Source organism: Pseudomonas sp. 58(2021), from assembly GCF_017491585.1.
Lineage (GTDB): Bacteria > Pseudomonadota > Gammaproteobacteria > Pseudomonadales > Pseudomonadaceae > Aquipseudomonas > Aquipseudomonas fluorescens_BT.
Map to the genome: position 1 here is coordinate 132,703 of NZ_JAFGYZ010000013.1, position 14,797 is coordinate 147,499.

General features: G+C 60.1%; 14 protein-coding genes. 5 read left to right on the plus strand and 9 right to left on the minus strand.

The genetic code is table 11. The features are described from left to right. Positions 1 to 19: 19 nt before the first annotated feature. The 6 genes from J5M72_RS17020 to J5M72_RS17045 all read right to left on the minus strand — a co-directional run bounded on the left by J5M72_RS17020 (position 20) and on the right by J5M72_RS17045 (position 6,544). Positions 20 to 1,435: a cytosine permease gene (locus J5M72_RS17020; protein ID WP_207866551.1), complete on the minus strand. Its 1,416-nt coding sequence runs from the start codon at positions 1,433 to 1,435 to the stop codon at positions 20 to 22. 396 nt (positions 1,436 to 1,831) lie between these two features. Continuing rightward, on the minus strand, positions 1,832 to 2,980 hold the full coding sequence (gene argE / locus J5M72_RS17025; RefSeq protein WP_207866553.1) for an acetylornithine deacetylase: 1,149 nt from the start codon (positions 2,978 to 2,980) through the stop codon (positions 1,832 to 1,834). Next, positions 2,977 to 3,654 carry a DUF1028 domain-containing protein gene (locus tag J5M72_RS17030; protein ID WP_169430723.1) on the minus strand — a complete coding sequence of 226 codons (678 nt, stop codon included), beginning with the start codon at positions 3,652 to 3,654 and terminating at the stop codon, positions 2,977 to 2,979. The genes argE and J5M72_RS17030 overlap by 4 nt, the downstream gene beginning before the upstream one ends. A gap of 27 nt (positions 3,655 to 3,681) precedes the next feature. After that, positions 3,682 to 4,098 (minus strand): RidA family protein, encoded by a 417-nt coding sequence (locus J5M72_RS17035; RefSeq protein WP_007950460.1) that lies wholly within the window; start codon positions 4,096 to 4,098, stop codon positions 3,682 to 3,684. A gap of 58 nt (positions 4,099 to 4,156) precedes the next feature. Further along, positions 4,157 to 5,464, minus strand: coding sequence for an NAD(P)/FAD-dependent oxidoreductase (locus J5M72_RS17040; RefSeq protein WP_207866554.1), 1,308 nt, complete (start codon positions 5,462 to 5,464; stop codon positions 4,157 to 4,159). Between the two features lie 261 nt (positions 5,465 to 5,725). Beyond that, complete coding sequence (locus J5M72_RS17045) at positions 5,726 to 6,544, minus strand: alpha/beta hydrolase (RefSeq protein WP_207866556.1); 819 nt, start codon at positions 6,542 to 6,544, stop codon at positions 5,726 to 5,728. Positions 6,545 to 6,724: 180 nt separating this feature from the next. On the opposite strand from J5M72_RS17045, the gene J5M72_RS17050 reads away from it, so the two are divergent. Next, positions 6,725 to 7,174 carry a helix-turn-helix domain-containing protein gene (locus J5M72_RS17050; protein ID WP_169430720.1) on the plus strand — a complete coding sequence of 150 codons (450 nt, stop codon included), beginning with the start codon at positions 6,725 to 6,727 and terminating at the stop codon, positions 7,172 to 7,174. Positions 7,175 to 7,322: 148 nt separating this feature from the next. Then, complete coding sequence (locus J5M72_RS17055) at positions 7,323 to 7,871, plus strand: hypothetical protein (RefSeq protein ID WP_207866559.1); 549 nt, start codon at positions 7,323 to 7,325, stop codon at positions 7,869 to 7,871. Between the two features lie 77 nt (positions 7,872 to 7,948). On the opposite strand, the gene J5M72_RS17060 is transcribed toward J5M72_RS17055, so the two are convergent. Both J5M72_RS17060 and J5M72_RS17065 read right to left on the minus strand, forming a co-directional pair. Then, complete coding sequence (locus J5M72_RS17060) at positions 7,949 to 8,992, minus strand: LLM class flavin-dependent oxidoreductase (RefSeq protein WP_207866563.1); 1,044 nt, start codon at positions 8,990 to 8,992, stop codon at positions 7,949 to 7,951. A 67-nt stretch (positions 8,993 to 9,059) separates the two neighbouring features. Next, positions 9,060 to 9,545: a flavin reductase family protein gene (locus J5M72_RS17065; RefSeq protein ID WP_207866565.1), complete on the minus strand. Its 486-nt coding sequence runs from the start codon at positions 9,543 to 9,545 to the stop codon at positions 9,060 to 9,062. Between the two features lie 325 nt (positions 9,546 to 9,870). On the opposite strand from J5M72_RS17065, the gene J5M72_RS17070 reads away from it, so the two are divergent. Both J5M72_RS17070 and J5M72_RS17075 read left to right on the plus strand, forming a co-directional pair. Continuing rightward, positions 9,871 to 11,277 (plus strand): cytosine permease, encoded by a 1,407-nt coding sequence (locus tag J5M72_RS17070; RefSeq protein ID WP_169430716.1) that lies wholly within the window; start codon positions 9,871 to 9,873, stop codon positions 11,275 to 11,277. Positions 11,278 to 11,528: 251 nt separating this feature from the next. Next, positions 11,529 to 12,629, plus strand: coding sequence for a polyamine ABC transporter substrate-binding protein (locus J5M72_RS17075; RefSeq protein ID WP_169430715.1), 1,101 nt, complete (start codon positions 11,529 to 11,531; stop codon positions 12,627 to 12,629). Positions 12,630 to 12,671: 42 nt separating this feature from the next. Here J5M72_RS17075 and J5M72_RS17080 read toward each other — a convergent pair whose 3' ends face one another. Next, complete coding sequence (locus tag J5M72_RS17080) at positions 12,672 to 13,649, minus strand: TerC family protein (protein WP_207866566.1); 978 nt, start codon at positions 13,647 to 13,649, stop codon at positions 12,672 to 12,674. 207 nt (positions 13,650 to 13,856) lie between these two features. Between J5M72_RS17080 and J5M72_RS17085 the strand changes: the two genes are divergently transcribed. Further along, on the plus strand, positions 13,857 to 14,792 hold the full coding sequence (locus tag J5M72_RS17085; protein ID WP_207866625.1) for a Dyp-type peroxidase: 936 nt from the start codon (positions 13,857 to 13,859) through the stop codon (positions 14,790 to 14,792). Positions 14,793 to 14,797: the final 5 nt, after the last annotated feature.

Sequence of the window (14,797 nt, forward strand, 5' to 3'; positions counted from 1 at the left end):
TTGGTGCATCGTGTCAATCTCAGAGACTGCCCGCCAGTTTTCCCGAGGTCAGCCGCCGGCGATAAGCACTGTCACGACTGGCCAGCCAGAAATACAGCGGCGACGTCACCAGCAATCCCACCAGCCAGGAAAGGTCCGCGCCGTTGATGTGCGCCGACACCGGGCCCACGTACAGCGGCGTGTTCATGAACGGAATCTGCACCGCGATACCGATCGCATAGGCCAGCAAGGCCTGCGGGTTGTAACGGCCGTAGATGCCGCCATCGACCTGGAAGATCGAGGCGATGTCGTACTGGCCTTTGTGGATGGCGTAGAAGTCGATCAGGTTGATTGCGGTCCACGGCACCAACACCACCAGCAGCACCAGCACCATGTCGACGAAGTGGCCGATGAAGTCTGCCGAGGCGCCGACCGCAGCGAAGCAGCAGGCTAGCAGGACGATGATCGAAATCACCGCGCGGCTCTTGGCGGTCGGAATCCAGCGGTAGGCGAAGGTCTGCACCAGGGTGATCAGCGACAGCACCGCGCCGTACAGGTTGAGGGCGTTGTGGCTGATCACGCTGAGCAGGAACAGCACCAGCATCAATGGGCCGATGGCGCCGGTGGCGAGTTTCACCGCGTCCATGGTGTCCATGCCCACCGGGGTTGCCAGCACGGCAACGGCGCCGAACACGAACGACAGGCTCGAGCCCAGCGCCGAGCCCAAATAGGTCGTCCAGAAAGTCGCCGCCACCGGCACATTCGCCGGCAGGTAACGCGAGTAGTCCGACACGTAAGGCGCAAACGCGATCTGCCACAGCGCTGCCAGCGACACCGTCGCAAGCCAGCCCGAGATGTTGAAGCTGCCGCGAGTGAGGAAATCATCGGTCTGGATATGGGTGAGGATGTAGCCGAAACCGACCACGATGCCGATCCCCAACACCCAGGTGCCGATGCGGTTGAGCACATGGATGAAGCGGTAACCGATGATCCCGATGATCCCCGAGCCCAGGGCGCCAATCACAATGCCAACCGGCACCGGAACGCTGTCGACCACGCCATGCAGCGACTTGCCGGCGAGCACGATGTTGGAGGCGAAGAAGCCGATGTACATGACGCCGGCAATCAACACCACCAGCAGTGCGCCGAGGGAGCCGAATTGTGCACGACTCTGAATCATCTGCGGGATGCCCATCTGCGGGCCTTGCGCCGAGTGCAGCGCCATCAGCACACCGCCGACCAGATGGCCGACCAGAATGGCGACGATGCCCCACACCAGATTCAGGTGAAACAACTGCACGCCCAGGGCGCCGGTGACGATGGGCAACGGCGCGATATTGCCGCCGAACCAGAGGGTGAACAGATCCCGAACCTTTCCGTGGCGATCTTCGGGCGGCACGTAGCCGATCGTGTGTTTTTCAATGAGCGGTGCAGACGTTGATGCAGAGGTGGTCATGACGAACTCCAAGGCAAGGACGAGTACGTGGACGTACTTCAATGAGCGCCGGCACGGACGGCGCATTTCTTGTTGGGGTTGATCATGGGCAAGGAACGGGGAGAGATAAATGAGTAGTTTTGTTGCTTCAAGCGTTAAAAAAACGAGCTTCGTTTTTCTGTCGTAACCGCTCTGTTTCGGGGCTTTCGTGCATGCAAGCGCGAACGCAGCCGACCTCCCCAGGAGCAGCTGTCTGTCGGTTGCGGCACATCGAAAATCTGTGCCAGTCGCTGGATTACTGTGGGAGCGGGCTTGCCCGCGAAGAGGCCATCAGCCTCAACATAAGCAGAGACTGATCTGACCCCATCATCGGAGCGTCGCCCGGACCAAGTCCGCCCCCACAGCATGGGGCAGGTGTCAAAGGCGAATTGACGCCAGCATCCGTTGCAGCATCTCATCGCAGGCCTTGAGCTGATCGCGGCTGACGAACTCGTCCGGCTTGTGGCCCTGATCCATGCTGCCGGGGCCGCACACCACCGTGGGAATACCCACCGCATCGAACAATCCGCCTTCAGTCCCAAACGCAACAGTGCCGAAATCGTCCGAGCCACAGAACGTGGCGATCAATTCCGCAGCCTGGCTTCGGGCGTCAGTCGCCAGCCCCGGATAGGCCGACAATTCGCTGAAGCGAATATCGCTCTGCTTACTGACCGCCCGCATGCGCGGCAGCATTTGCTGTTCGGCGTAGGCCTGGAGTTGTTGTGCGACGAGTGCCGGATCCTGCGAGGGCAGGGCGCGGATTTCAAAGTCGAAACGGCAGTAGGCGGGGACAATATTCAGCGCCTTTCCACCGCTGATCACGCCGGTTTGCACCGTGGAATACGGCGGGTCGAAGCGCGGGTCGAGGTGTTCATCCTTGAGCTGTCGACCGATGCGGCCCAGTTCGCCGATCAACTCGGCGGCGTATTCGATGGCATTCACTCCGAGTGGCGCGTAGGCCGAGTGACAGGCGTGACCCTGAACATCGCAACGCATCGCCAGTTTGCCCTTGTGTCCAAGCACCGGTTTGAGTTCGGTCGGCTCGCCGATGATGCACAACAGCGGTTTGACCGGACGTTGCTCCAGCACCTTGAGCAGCGAGCGCACACCGAGGCAGCCGACCTCTTCGTCATAGGACAAAGCAATGTGCACCGGCATACGCAGCGGTGCTTCGAGCAGCGACGGCACCAGCGCCAGCACGCAGGCGATGTAGCCCTTCATGTCCGCCGTGCCGCGACCGTATAGCTTGCCGTCGCGCTCGCTGAGTTCGAACGGCGCCAGCGTCCACGGCTGGCCATCGACGGGCACCACATCGGTGTGCCCCGACAGCACGATGCCCGGTTGGTCGGCCGGGCCGATCGTGGCGAACAGATTGGCCTTGCTGCGCTCATCGTTGTAGATCAGCTCGCACGGCACATCGAAACCTTCGAGGTAGCTGCGCACGAAGTCGATCAATTGCAGGTTGGACTCGCGGCTGGTGGTGTCGAATCCCACCAGCGTCTTGAGCAACGCGACGCTGTCGCTCATCGGTCGTCTCCGGCAACCCCGTAGCCCGGCGCCTTGGCCGGGTCGAGGGCGCGGTCGATGTAGTCCTGCAGCTGCGGGCGATAGGCGTCCCAGAGTTTTTGCAGTTGGCCGATCGGGTCTTCATCGGCCCAGTCCACCCGCAGGTTGACGATGGGCCAGGTCAGTTCGCCGACCACGACCACGGCTGCCGAATGCACCGGGCCCGCTTCACCGCCCAGGGCCTGGGCGGCGTGCAAGGCCTTGATCAGGCGGTCGGCCAATTGGCCTTCGCCATCCTCGAACGCGCTGACCATGGCTTCGATCACCGAGCGCCCGGCGAGCATGTTGCCCGCCGCCACGCATTGCTCGCCGGATACAGCGTTGTGCACGCCCAGGGTTTGCGCGCCGCTGAAATGCGCGGTCTGGCCGAGGTGATTGATCGCCGTGATCTGCCGGTACTGACTGTAGCCGTTGCGGGTCAGCACCTTGTCCAGCGCCGCCTCGGGCGCCAGGCCTTGCTCCATCAAAGCGAGCACTTCCGGGCCGAGGGAGGGCAGGGTGATGTTCTGGCTCGACACCGCGCCGACACCGGGCAGCAGCCACGGGCAGCGGGCGCCGACGGCGATGCTGGAGGAACTGATGGCGATCCCGAACTGACCGGTTTCGGGGCAGCGGGCGGCGATGGAAAATGTCATGTGTGGCCTCCTTTCGCTAAGGTCGAATTACTCGGGAATCACCGCAACCACATCAATCTCCATCAGCCACTGCGGCTGACCCAGGGCCGACACCACCAGCCCGGTGGAGATCGGGAATACGCCCTTCAGCCATTTGCCGACTTCCTGATACACCGGCTCGCGGTAGCGCGGGTCGATCAGGTACGTGGTGGTCTTGACGATGTGGCTCAGGTCACTGCCGGCCTCTTCGAGCAATTGCTTGACGTTGCGCATGGCCTGTTCGGTCTGCGCGCGCGGGTCACCGAGGCCGACCAGTTCACCGTCGAAATTGGTCCCGACCTGACCACGGACATACACGGTGTTGCCGGCGCGCACGGCCTGGCACAGGTCGTTGTCCAGGGTCTGGTTCGGGTAGGTGTCCTTGGTGTTGAACATGCGGATACGGGTGTGGGTTGGCTGACTCATGTGAGGCTCCTGACGAAATCGAACCCGGCGCGATGGGCACCGGTATTGAAGAGGGAAATCAAGCGTCGACGGTGTCGACAGCGTGGTTGTGCAGCGCGGCTTCGCGTTGTTCGGCATCGCGATAGGCCAGGTATTTGCGCTGGGTGGCGATGTGATCGGCCACGTGCCTGGCGTCGTGCCACACGCCCCAGATGAACGAGGATCCACGTCGCGACTGCCAGGGCAGACCGAGGAAATACACACCCGCTTCGCTGGACACGCCGCGCTGGTGCTGCGGCTTGCCGTTGTCGTCGAACGCGGCAACTTTCAGCCACGAATAGTCCACGGCAAAACCGGTGGCCCAGATGATCGAGGTGATGCCGGCGGCGGCCAGATCGAGATCGGCCAGCGGGTTTTTTACGCATTCAGGGTCCGGATACGTCTCGCGGGCTTCCGGTTCCAGCGGCAGATCCAGACCGTTGCGTTCGATGTAGGCGTCGGCAGCATCCAGCAGCGCGAGGTAGTTCTCGTCGCCTCGCTTGAGGTTGTCGCGCAGGTCCTGTTTGAAGGTCACCACGCCATCGCTGAACGATTCGGTGACGCCGACCAGGGTCATGCCGCGATGGGCCAGACCACGAAAATCGATGGTGCGGCCACCGTGGGCGCCGCTCACGGCGATGGTCACGTGCTCGCGGCCGGGTTTCATCGCGGCCTGATCCCACTCGCCGAGCACGCCCAGCCACCAGCAGAAATCACGGTTGCGGTAGGCGCGAGGAGGGCGGTCATGGGCGCCGACCGAGAGGTAAACCTGCTTGCCCGAGCGCTGCAATTCATCGGCGATCTGCACGCCCGACGAACCGGCGCCGACCACCAGCACTGCACCGGCCGGCAGTTGTTGTGGGTTGCGATAGTCGGCCGAGTGAATCTGCAGCAGACGCTCATCTTTTGGCGCAATGGCCGGGATCACCGGACGCTGGAACGGGCCAGTGGCAGCAACGACCCGGGCCGCTTCAATCACGCCCTCGGAGGTCTCGACGGTAAAGCCCGGACGCCCGACATTGCGCACCACGCTTTTCACATCGACGCCGGTGCGGATCGGCGCATTGAATTTCTTCGCATAGGCCTCGAAGTAATCGGCGACGCGTTCCTTGTGGGCGAAACCGTCCGGATCGACATCATCGAATTCCATCCCCGGAAACCGGTCGTGCCACGCCGGACCGTTGGCCACCAGCGAGTCCCAGCGCCCGGTGCGCCAGCGCTCGGCAATGCGGCTGCGCTCCAGCACCAGGTGCGGCACCCCGAGTTTGCTCAGGTGTTCACTCATGGCCACACCCGCTTGACCGGCGCCGACAACAAGCGTGTCTGTTTTTATTATTTCAGTGGTCATCTCTGATCCCTTCTCACGAGGCCGTTGGATTCAGGTCGCTGTCGACCTGTTCTCTGTGCTTGGGATCAGACTAGGGAGGGGGTGGTTATCGGTAAAATATTATTAAGCTGGCATGTGAAGATAAAAACGTGATGCAGAGGCCTGAACATCCCGAAAACACGGGGCCTCGCTATGGCGCCGGAAGACTGGACAACGAAAAAAGGGGCCGTCGACAGGTGTGTCGGCGGCCCCTTTTCAGATGGCGCTCGATTTACATCGAACTCAACGATTGAGGAACGCCAGCAGGTCTTCGTTCAATGCCTGCGCATGGGTCACGGCGAAGCCGTGCGGTGCGCCGGCATACACCTTGAGCTCGGCACCCTTGATTTGCTCGGCGGCGCGTTTGCCGGTGGTTTCGAACGGGACGATGGCGTCGCCGTCACCATGGATGACCAGGGTGGGTACATCGATTTTCGCCATGTCCGGACGGAAGTCGGTTTCCGAGAATGCGGTGACGCAGTCCACGGTGCCTTTGAGCGAGGCCAGCAGGGCGATGTTCAGGGTTTGTGTCAGCACACCGTCCGAGACTTTCTGACCCTTGTCGAGGCCATAGAACGGCGTGTTGAAATCAGCGATGAACTGCGCGCGATCTTTTAAAAGACCCGCCTTGATCCCGTCGAATACCGACTTGTCGACGCCCTCGGCAAAGTCCGGTTTCTTGCCGAACAGCGGCGTCACTGCGCCCAGCAACACCAGGCCGGCGACTCGCTCGCTGCCGTGGCGTGCGATGTAGCGGCTGACATCGCCGCCGCCCATGGAGAAACCGACCAGAGTCACATCACGCAGATCCAGGTGCTCGATCAATTGCGCGATATCGTCGGCGAAGGTGTCGTAGTCGTAGCCGGTCCACGGCTGCTCGGAGCGGCCGAAACCGCGACGGTCGAAGGCAATGGTGCGGTAGCCGCGGCTGCTCAGGTATTCCATCTGGTATTCCCACATGTCGGCGTCCAGTGGCCAACCGTGGCTGAACAACACGGGCCGGCCGCTGCCCCAGTCCTTGAAATAGATTTCGGTGCCGTCTTGAGTCGTGAACGTGCTCATGGAAACTCCTTGGGTGTAGGCCTGCGTGGATGCCGTGATGGCAACGATCACTATCGCGGCAAAGCGCTGCAGCCACTTGTACGCAGGTGCTAAGTTCGTGGCGCACGGTGTTATCGCTTTTGCAACGTGAGTTGTAAGATGCAACCACAGCCCATCTGTCGTTTGCCGGAGATACCCGAAATGAAGCGCAAAAGCCTTGCAGGCAATGCCTGTCCGGTTGCCCGTACGCTGGACCTGATCGGCGACTGGTGGTCGTTGCTGATCATCCGCGATGCACTGGAAGGCATTTGTCGTTTCAGCGATTTCGAGAAGAGCCTGGAAATCGCCAAGAACATGTTGAGCGTGCGGCTCAAAGGACTGGTGGAACGCGACATCCTGCGCCTGGTGCCGGCGTCCGATGGCAGCGCCTACAAGGAATACGTGCTGACGGAAAAGGGCCGGGCGTTGCAAACCGTGATTGTTGCGCTGTCGCAGTGGGGCGGGGAACACCTGTTCGCGCCAGGCGAGTCGGGCTCGGTGATGGTCGATGCGCAGAAGGGGCAACCGATCCGCAAGCTTGAGTTGATGTCAGCCGATGGTCGAGTGCTTGCGCCGCAGGACGTGGCGACGAAATTGGGCGTTGAGCACTGATTTCAGCCGCTGGCCTGATTGACGGTGCGTATCAGCATCGCCAGGGTGCTGAATCGATGGATTGACGTCAAAATAGTGGCCATCTAATATCGCGCCGCTACTTTGATAACACTTTTGTACTGTTGCGCTGATTAGGGAAGATTCATACGTGAACAAACGTGCACTCGCCACTTTGACCTTGGCGTTCGCGCTTGCAGGCTGCCATTCCAACGTTCGGGACTCGTCTCCCAATCTGTTGAAAGACGGTGTCCAGTTGCATCAGAATACGGTGGCGGTCGATGCGCAGCACGCCAAGGTTGTGATGAAAGCGTCGGGCTCGACGATTCCGGTGGAGTTTTCAATCCGTCGTGCAGACGATCCCGACCGCCGCATGGAGGAGGTGGGAACCGTTGTGGATTCGGGGCGAGGCCAGGTGTTCGGCTGGATTGCCAAGCTCAACGAAGTGGGCAACAGCGCAGTGGCCAAACGCTTCCCGCAACTGGAAACCCAGGCCGATGCGGATAAGACGCTTGAAGTATCGGGCTATGCAAATGGCCCTCGCACCGGCGTTCTCCATACCTGCGGGCCAGTGAGCAATTCGTTTACGCCAGAGCGCGGCAAAACCTATCTGGTGGAGTTTCAATTCCTTGGCGACAACTGCGTGCAACATGTCTTCGACATTACCCGTCCCGAAAAGCGTATTCCTGTGAAGAGCTGACCTGCTGAATCGGAACCTGGATACGAAACGCAAACGCCCCGAACATCTCGGGGCGTTTTCGTATGCCAGGCGCAGGTCTATCTGAACGCCGGCACCACATGCTTGATAAACAGCTCCAGCGACTTCTTCTTCTGCGCATGCGGCAAGCTGTTGTCACACCAGAAGCTGAACTCATCCACCCTCAGTTCCTGGTAGTACTTGATCCGCGGAATGATCTCTTCCGGCGTGCCGATCATCGCGGTCTTGTGCAGGCTCTCCAGCTCAAATTCCGGACGCCCGGCAAATTTCTCTTCCGGGCTCGGGGCGAGGAAGCCATTGACCGGCACTTCCTTGTTGCCGAACCACGCATCGAACGTGCGGTAGAAACGTGAGATGGCTTTGGCGCCTACCTTCCAGCCTTCCGGGTCATCCACTGAATGCACGTGGGTGTGGCGCAGCACCATCAGCTGCGGACGCGGCACGTCAGGATTGTTGTCCAGCGCCGTCTGGAATTTGTTTTTCAGGTCGAGGACTTCTTCGTCGCCCTTCATCAACGGCGTGACCATCACATTGCAGCCGTTGGCCACGGCGAAGTTGTGCGAGTCTGGGTCGCGGGCGGCGATCCACATCGGTGGGTTGGGCTTCTGGATCGGTTTCGGCACGCTGGTGGAGGTGGGGAATTTCCAGATCTCGCCATTGTGGGCGTAGTCGCCTTGCCACAGGGCGCGGACCACCGGGACCATTTCCCGCAGGGCCTGGCCGCCGGATGAGGCAGGCATGCCGCCAGCCATGCGGTCGAATTCCACCTGATAGGCGCCACGGGCCAGGCCGACTTCCATCCGGCCGTTGCTGATCACGTCGAGCAAGGCGCATTCGCCGGCCACCCGCAGCGGGTGCCAGAACGGCGCGATGATGGTGCCGGCGCCCAGGTGAATGGTGGTGGTCTTGGCTGCGAGGTAGGCCAGCAGCGGCATAGGGCTCGGCGAGATGGTGTATTCCATGGCGTGGTGTTCGCCGATCCACACAGTGCTGAAACCGCCGGCCTCGGCCATCAACGTCAGTTCGGTCAGGTCTTCGAACAGTTGACGGTGGCTGACGCTTTCGTCCCAGCGTTCCATGTGTACGAACAGGGAAAATTTCATGACGCTACCTCGAATCTCTTGTGGTCGGCCGGTCGCATGCAGGCCTGTTTAAGTGCAATCGTGGGGATCAGGCGAAGGCGGGCAGGGCGCCCATCTTGCCGTGGCAATACACCATCGGGCCGGCGTCCTGTTGAGGGACGATGAGGTTTTTCACCGCGCCGACCATGATCGCGTGGTCGCCACCTTCGTATTCGCGCCACAGCTCACATTCGATGATAGCTGTCGCGTTGGCCAGGATCGGATTGCCCAGTTCGCTCAGCGTCCACTCGATGCCCTGCGCCTTGTCCTTGCCTTTGCGGGCGAACGCATAGGCTTCGCTCTGCTGGCCGCCGGACAGTACGTGAATGGCAAAGCGTCGGTTCTTGATCAGGACGGGATAGGAATCGGAGCTGTAATTGGGGCAGAACAGCACCAGGGCCGGATCCATCGACAGCGAACTGAAGGCGCTGGCGGTGAGGCCGACGATCTGGCCGTCGTCATCAAGCGTAGTGATGACGGTGACGCCGGACGGGAACGAGCCCATGACTTGTTTGTAGACGGCAGCATCGATCATTGGTCAATCCTCGAGTGCGATGAAGCGTGTTTTTATTCGTTTGTGGGTCTGATGGTATACCGTAATACATCGATTGCAAGCGCTTTTTTGGTGAAACGATAAACGTGGTTCACCCGTCGGAAACTCAACATTTACGGGCCTTTCGTCTAGCCGTAAAGCCTGGCTATCAGGGAGGATGCCGGATCAGATGCCGTCGTAAACAGCGGATCAGTCTTGTGAAAATGTTGGAATACCATAATATGGTGTTCATCTGAGGGGCGGCCAAGAAGCGCCCCCGGTTTGGCTTCATACAACGATAAGAACAGACCCAATCGAGTTCATTTTTATGTCCCAGATGTCCCGGCAAGATCCGTTGATCGAGAATCACACGGTCGACTACGTCCCACTCGCGGAACGCCACGGGAAGGCCCGCGACCTTTTCACCCTTTGGTTCAGCACCAACATTGCGCCACTGCCCATCGTCACCGGCGCCATGGTGGTCCAGGTGTTTCATCTCGACCTGTTCTGGGGGCTGCTGGCGATTGCGCTGGGGCACATGATCGGCGGTGTGGTGATTGCTTTGGCGTCGGCACAGGGACCGCGCATGGGCATTCCGCAGATGGTCCAGAGTCGTGGCCAGTTCGGGCGCTACGGTGCGCTGCTGATCGTGTTCTTCGCGGCGATCATCTATATCGGTTTTTTCATTTCCAACATCGTGCTGGCCGGCAAATCCATCGTCGGCATTGCGCCGTCGGTGCCGGCGCCGCTGAGCATTCTGATCGGCGCCCTCAGCGCCACGGCCATCGGCGTGATCGGCTACAACTTCATCCACACGCTGAACCGCATCGGTACCTGGGTGATGGGTAGCGCGTTGCTGGCCGGGTTCATCTACATCTTTGCCCATGACTTGCCGGCCGACTTCTTCACTCGTGGCAGCTTCAATCTGTCGGGTTGGCTGGCGACGGTGTCGCTGGGGATCATCTGGCAGATCAGCTTCTCGCCGTACGTGTCCGACTATTCGCGCTACCTGCCGGCGGACATCGGTATCAGCAAGCCGTTTATCGCGACTTATCTGGGCGCAACGCTGGGCACGATTCTGTCGTTCACCTTCGGTGCGGTGGCGGTGCTGGCGACCCCCGAAGGCACCGAAGCGATGGCGGCGGTCAAGCAGTCCACCGGTTGGCTGGGGCCGATTCTGATGGTGTTGTTCCTGCTCAACATCATCAGCCACAACGCGCTGAATCTGTATGGCGCGGTGTTGTCGATCATCACCTCGATCCAGACCTTCGCCAGCCGTTGGACGCCGAGCATCAAGGTGCGGGTGGTGCTGTCGAGTGTGGTGCTGGCGGGTTGCTGCGTGGTGGCGCTGGGCGCGTCGGCGGACTTCATTTCCGAGTTCATCGGATTGATTCTGGCGTTGCTGCTGGTACTGGTGCCGTGGGCGTCGATCAACCTGATCGACTTCTACCTGATCAAACGCGGCCGCTACGACATCGCCTCGATCTTCCGTGCCGATGGCGGGATCTACGGGCGTTTCAATCTGCACGCGATCATTGCCTATTTCATCGGCATCATCGTGCAGCTGCCGTTCGCCAATACCTCGTTGTACGTCGGCCCTTACGCCAACCTGGTGGAAGGCGCGGACCTGTCATGGCTGGTCGGCCTGCTCGTGACCTGCCCGTTGTATTACTGCCTGGCGACTCGCGGGCACACTCAGAAGAGCACGGCGACGCGGCTGGGCTATACCGACTGATCGCTCGCAGGCTGTTCAACAACGCCCGGCACTTTGCCGGGCGTTGTCGTTTGAGCATTCGGGCGGTCACGCAAATTGGCCAGATCGATCCCCTTTTGGCCAACCGGCTACTGTGCTGCGGCTACGCTGTCGGCAAGAATCGAAGCCACAACTAAATGCTGCACCTTCCTTGCCCTTGGCTGACCTGACAGCCGCTGCCGTGTACAGAACATAAAAACCATCGACTCACGCCGCATTCGGGGAAACACAACATGGTCACGATGAAACGCATTCTGGGCGCTACTGTTTGCGGTTTGACGCTACTGGCCGGCGCCGCACACGCCGAGCAGCGCGAACTGCGGGTATACAACTGGGCGGACTACATCCTGCCGTCGGTGCCCAAGGACTTCGCCGCCAAAAGCAACATCAAAGTGACCTGGGACACCTTCGACACCAACGAATCCCTCGAAGCCAAACTGCTGACCGGCAACTCCGGCTACGACCTGGTGGTGCCGTCGAACCAGTTCCTCGATACCCAGATCAAGGCCGGTGTGTTCCAGAAACTCGACAAGTCCAGGCTACCGAACTGGAGTCACCAGGACCCGGCGCTGCTCAAGTTGCTTGACGCCAATGACCCCGGCAATCAGTACGGCGTGCCCTACATGGTCGGCACGGTGCTGATCGGTTTCAACCCGGCAAAGGTCAAGGCTGCGCTCGGCGAGAATGCGCCGGTGGACAGCTGGGATCTGGTGTTCAAACCCGAAAACATGGAAAAACTGAAATCCTGCGGCGTGGCGATGCTCGATTCACCATCGGAAATCCTGCCGCTGGCCTTGCATTATCTCGGTCTGGACCCGAACAGCCAGAACCCGGCCGACTATGAGAAAGCCAAGGACCTGATGCTCAAGGTTCGTCCCTATGTCACCTACTTCAACTCGGCCAAGTACATGACCGACATCGCCAACGGCGACATCTGTGTGGCCATCGGTTATTCCGGCAGCTTCTACCAGTTCGGCAACCGCGCCAAAGAGGCGAAAAACGGCGTGGTGGTCGACTGGCGCCTGCCGAAGGAAGGCGCGCCGATCTGGTTCGATACCTTCGCCATTCCGAAGAGCGCCAAAAACGTCGAGGAGGCCCATGAGTTCCTCAACACGCTGCTGGATCCGAAGGTGATTGCGTCGATCAGCGACTTCCTCGGCTACCCGAATGCCAACAAGGATTCGCTGCCGCTGATCAACAAGGAAATCACCGGCAACCCGAACCTGACACCGACCAGCGAAGCGTTAAAGACACTGTACGTGGTGCAACCGTTGCCGCAGAAACTGGAGCGGGTGCGGACCCGGGTGTGGACCAGCATCAAGTCGGATAAATAAGTTCAAGGTCGCGGGAGCGAACCACGTTTGCTCCCGCGGCCGTTATTTCGCCTGACTTTCTTCAGGCGACTTGTCCTTCGTCAGGATCATACTCAGCAACACCGATGTCAGAATTACCCCGCCGACAATCGCCAGTGACCATTCCACCGGCGTGTGAAACCACGGCATCACCGTCATTTTGCCGCCGATGAACACCAGTACCAGCGCCAGTCCGTACTTGAGCAGATGAAAGCGGTCGGCCATGTCCGCCAGCAAAAAGTACAGCGCCCGCAGACCCATGATCGCGAAGATGTTCGAGGTGAAAATGATGAACGGATCGGTGGTCACCGCGAAAATCGCCGGGATGCTGTCGACCGCAAACATCAAGTCGCTGGCCTCGATCAGCACCAATACCAGAAACATCGGCGTAGCCCAGCGCACACCGTTTTGCCGCACAAAAAAGCGCTCGCCATGGAAGCTATGGGTGATGCGTAAATGTCCACGGGCCCAACGCACAATCGGATTTTTTTCCAGATCCGGCTTCTGATCGGCGAACATCAACATCTTGATCCCGGTAATGATCAGGAACACACCGAACACATACAGCAGCCACGTGAACTGCGACACCAGCCAAACACCGGCGAAGATCATCGCCGCGCGCATCACGATCGCTCCCAATACGCCGTACAGCAGCACCCGGCGCTGCAACTCCGGCGGCACGGCGAAGTAGCTGAAGATCATCACGAAAATGAACATGTTGTCGATCGACAGCGACTGCTCGATCAGGTAACCGGTGAGGAATTCCAGGGTCTTGACCTTGGCGATTTCGGGCCCGAGTTCGCCGTTGAGGTACCACCAGAGCAACCCGGCGAAGGCCATCGCCAGCATGCACCAGGCGATCACCCAGACTGAGGCTTCACGTACCGAAACCCGATGCGCCTTGCGCCCACCGAAGACGAACAGGTCAACGGCCAGCATGGCGAGGACAAAAACGATGAAGGCGGCCCACATCCAGGGTTCGCCGATGTTGATGGGGTGCATGCCGTTCTCCCTGTCTTTATGTTTTTCGGGGTAGACGGGGCCATGCTAGTGGGAGCCTTCCGGCAAAGAAAAATCGTTTATTTCGTGGGTATTGTTCGTGAATAACGAAGTGTCGGTCGACACGGGCAGAGCGCGGGTAATACTTCATTCAGCACTTCTTTGCTAACCTCGCTGTCGAGTCAGTCCACCACTCCGGGAGCTACGATCATCGACACGCCAGATCCTCAAGCCGTCTGCAGCCCGATCACCAGCGCTGCCATATTCATCGTGGCGACCCTCAACGCCGAAGCTGAGGCCGCCGAAAAAGTCCGCGGCTGGTGCGCCGATATCGCAGGGCTGACGCGCTCGGTCGGCAAGCGCGTCCCTTCTGGAAACTTGTCCTGCGTTTGTGGGTTTTCTTCCAGCGCGTGGGATCGCCTGTTCGGCAGTCCACGCCCCGCGTCCCTGCACGACTTCCGCGAATTCGGCGTAGAAGGGCGGCGCGCCGTTTCCACGCCGGGCGATTTGCTGCTGCACATTCGCGCCGATCAGATGGACCTGTGTTTCGAACTGGCGACGCAGCTGATGTCGGCGCTGGACGGCGCCGTTACTGTGACTGATGAAGTGCAGGGTTTCCGCTATTTCGACATGCGCAGCATCATCGGTTTTGTCGATGGCACGGAAAATCCGGTCGGCCGCAAAGCCGAGCATTTCACCCTCGTGGGCGATGAAGATCAGCCGTTCAGTGGCGGCAGTTACGTGCTGGTGCAGAAGTATCTGCACAACATGAAGGCGTGGAACGAATTGTCAGTCGAGGCCCAGGAGCGGGTAATCGGGCGCACCAAACTGTCCGATATCGAGCTGGATGACTCGGTCAAGCCGAGCAATTCCCACAGCGCCTTGACGACCATCACCAAGGACGGCGAGGAAGTAAAAATCCTGCGCGACAACATGCCATTCGGTCGGCCTGGCGTGGGGGAGTTCGGCACTTACTTCATTGGCTACGCGCGTTCGCCGGAACCGCTGGAGCAGATGCTGGAAAACATGTTCGTCGGCAAACCGCCGGGCAACTATGACCGGCTGCTGGACTTCAGCACGGCGGTCACCGGCAGTCTGTTCTTTGTGCCTTCGGCGGATTTACTGGAAGCGTTGGCAGAAAGATAAAGAAA

What these genes read in the sequence shown, in the direction of transcription:
- J5M72_RS17060 (WP_207866563.1), bottom strand. Translation starts at nt 8,992, where the DNA reads ATGAAATTTTCCCTGTTCGTACACATGGAACGCTGGGACGAAAGCGTC.
- J5M72_RS17030 (WP_169430723.1), bottom strand. Translation starts at nt 3,654, where the DNA reads ATGACATTTTCCATCGCCGCCCGCTGCCCCGAAACCGGTCAGTTCGGG.
- J5M72_RS17065 (WP_207866565.1), bottom strand. Translation starts at nt 9,545, where the DNA reads ATGATCGATGCTGCCGTCTACAAACAAGTCATGGGCTCGTTCCCGTCC.
- J5M72_RS17075 (WP_169430715.1), top strand. Translation starts at nt 11,529, where the DNA reads ATGGTCACGATGAAACGCATTCTGGGCGCTACTGTTTGCGGTTTGACG.
- J5M72_RS17070 (WP_169430716.1), top strand. Translation starts at nt 9,871, where the DNA reads ATGTCCCAGATGTCCCGGCAAGATCCGTTGATCGAGAATCACACGGTC.
- J5M72_RS17050 (WP_169430720.1), top strand. Translation starts at nt 6,725, where the DNA reads ATGAAGCGCAAAAGCCTTGCAGGCAATGCCTGTCCGGTTGCCCGTACG.
- J5M72_RS17080 (WP_207866566.1), bottom strand. Translation starts at nt 13,649, where the DNA reads ATGCACCCCATCAACATCGGCGAACCCTGGATGTGGGCCGCCTTCATC.
- J5M72_RS17045 (WP_207866556.1), bottom strand. Translation starts at nt 6,544, where the DNA reads ATGAGCACGTTCACGACTCAAGACGGCACCGAAATCTATTTCAAGGAC.
- J5M72_RS17035 (WP_007950460.1), bottom strand. Translation starts at nt 4,098, where the DNA reads ATGAGTCAGCCAACCCACACCCGTATCCGCATGTTCAACACCAAGGAC.
- argE (WP_207866553.1), bottom strand. Translation starts at nt 2,980, where the DNA reads ATGAGCGACAGCGTCGCGTTGCTCAAGACGCTGGTGGGATTCGACACC.
- J5M72_RS17040 (WP_207866554.1), bottom strand. Translation starts at nt 5,464, where the DNA reads ATGACCACTGAAATAATAAAAACAGACACGCTTGTTGTCGGCGCCGGT.
- J5M72_RS17020 (WP_207866551.1), bottom strand. Translation starts at nt 1,435, where the DNA reads ATGACCACCTCTGCATCAACGTCTGCACCGCTCATTGAAAAACACACG.